Source organism: Halobiforma nitratireducens JCM 10879, assembly GCF_000337895.1.
GTDB classification, from domain to species: Archaea; Halobacteriota; Halobacteria; order Halobacteriales; family Natrialbaceae; genus Natronobacterium; species Natronobacterium nitratireducens.
Map to the genome: position 1 here is coordinate 1 of NZ_AOMA01000033.1, position 2,135 is coordinate 2,135.

Below are 2,135 nucleotides of genomic sequence, written 5' to 3' on the forward strand. Positions count from 1 at the left end.
TCGATTTCCATACCAACCTCGATTTCCTCGACTTCACCCTTCTAACCCGTGATATCAGCTGATTAGATCGCTCTTCAACAGAGCACAATCAGGACAAACCGCCGGTGTTCACGATCGTTGATCGTGGCACCGGCGAGCGATATGTGATCCCCACGAAATCAGCCGATGAATCGACGATTCGGCTCCTTCTCGCAAACCACGAGAAGGAGCCACTGACCGTCTACACTGACGGATTTCGTGCCTACGATCCGCTGGCCGCGGACGACGCATTCGACCGCGAATACGTCGTCCGCGGCGACGGCGAATACGCTGACGAAGACGTTCACGCCAACACCTGCGAGAGTCACGGATCGCTGCTGCGACCGTGGCTCTCGCCTCATCGAGGCATCTCAAAAGATAAGCTCACACAATATCTCCGAGTGTTTCAACTTCGACGCAAGTTACTGCGGAAACCAGGGAGAGAAGCGCTCAAACACGCTATCAAAGCCACACTGTGAAATCAACAAAGTACTACACAAGAGCGAACGAACAATGACCGGCAAGGATTCCGCAGTGTCCCGGTCGATCAGACTGAATAAAGTAGATCACATTGCCAACAACTGTTATGTCTTCATATGGTGACGAAGTACAGTATACTCCATACAGAAGAGAAATAACGTTTCCAGTAATGGTGATAAACATGGAGACAAAGAACGATCAAAGAGGGAACGGTACTGATCAGCGTATTCCTCCTGAGACCTGTTGAAATATACGATCAGGACAAACCGCCGGTGTTCACGATCGTTGACCGTGGTACCGGCGACCGATACGTGACCCCAGCGAAATCAGCCGATAAATCGACGATTCGGATCCTTCTCGCGGTTTGTGAGAAGAAGCCAATAACCATCTATACTGGCGGATTTCGTGCCTACGATCCGCTGGTCGAGAACGACGCATTCGACCGTGAATACGTCGTCCATGGTGACGGCGAATACGCGGATGAAGGCGTCCACGTCAATACCTGCGAGAGTCACGGATCGCTACTGCGACCGTGGCTCTCACCACATTGAGGCGTCTCGAAGGATAAATTCACACACTATCTCCGAGCCTTCCAGCTTCGACGAGAATTACTGCGGAAACCGGGGAAGGAAGCGCTCAAAAACGCTATCAAAGCTACGCTGTGAGATCAACAAAGTGCTACACAAGAGCGTAAGTCCAATTATCTGCTTAAGTGCAAGGTCAATATCCATCTCAGCCATTATCTGATAATAACTGTACTGCTATGTATTCTCTTCGCCGTTCAATTCGCACGTATAGTGTACAGTAGATTCACATGAATACCTCTCTAAAAGAAGAGGGTTTCAACAGAGCCGGAAAGTAATGAGAATAGCTTCACGATGTTATCTATTGGAAGCCTCTCTTTTAATAGAGACGGTTCCGACGGTACCCGGTTCAATTCGGAGTCGGATGACGGGCCGCGTGTATTAATCCCACGAGGCAGCCGACTGGAATTGCGAGCCACCACGTGAGCATGAATCCGACTGCGACAAAGAGGCCGGATAGTTCAAGCGCGTTCGTTATTGCGATACCGAACCCGACTGACTCCGAACTCGCAATTTCCATCACGAAGACAACTGCCGCGATTGGTACAAAAGCCACGAAGTACGTAGCCACAGCACCGACCGCACCCTTCAAAGCACCGCTAAACGTGGTCTGGGTCGGGACAATCCGCCAGCCGACTGCTCCGACGAGAAACGACGCTGGCACGGCAAAGGCCAGTCCAACCGTTGCAGAGTAAACGACCCAGTTGAACTCAAGCGCTGCAAAGTATGGCGACCAGCTGAGATCGAAGATTCCAGATTCAACGAACCAGACCGACGTGATATATAGTGCCGACACAAAGATGGCACCGATTACTGCTGCATATCCTGCAGCTATATCGCTGCGATCCGTTGTGGGACCGTATCGGTTGAACACGGTCCGGAGGGAATTTGAGTTCGGGGACTCCATAGAGAGATGTTACCTTGCGGTCATTATTAAGATGTTGGTTCAATTTCGAGGGTCGTGTTTAGTTAAGGCTGAAGGATGAGGCGGGGTGATTTTCAGCTGGTTCATGGCGAAAATCGCCCGCCTCAGTGGTTGTAGCGACTGGATCG

Annotated in this window: 1 protein-coding gene and 2 pseudogenes; 2 read left to right on the forward strand and 1 reads right to left on the reverse strand. The window is 51.1% G+C overall.

Annotated features, from left to right (window positions below):
* Positions 1-86: 86 nt before the first annotated feature.
* Positions 87-497, forward strand: a pseudogene (locus C446_RS02965) (IS1595 family transposase); the annotation flags it as partial.
* 252 nt (positions 498-749) lie between these two features.
* Positions 750-1,163, forward strand: a pseudogene (locus C446_RS02970) (IS1595 family transposase); the annotation flags it as partial.
* 268 nt (positions 1,164-1,431) lie between these two features.
* On the opposite strand, the gene C446_RS02975 reads toward C446_RS02970, so the two are convergent.
* Positions 1,432-1,989 (reverse strand): hypothetical protein, encoded by a 558-nt coding sequence (locus tag C446_RS02975; protein WP_049919997.1) that lies wholly within the window; start codon positions 1,987-1,989, stop codon positions 1,432-1,434.
* Positions 1,990-2,135: the final 146 nt, after the last annotated feature.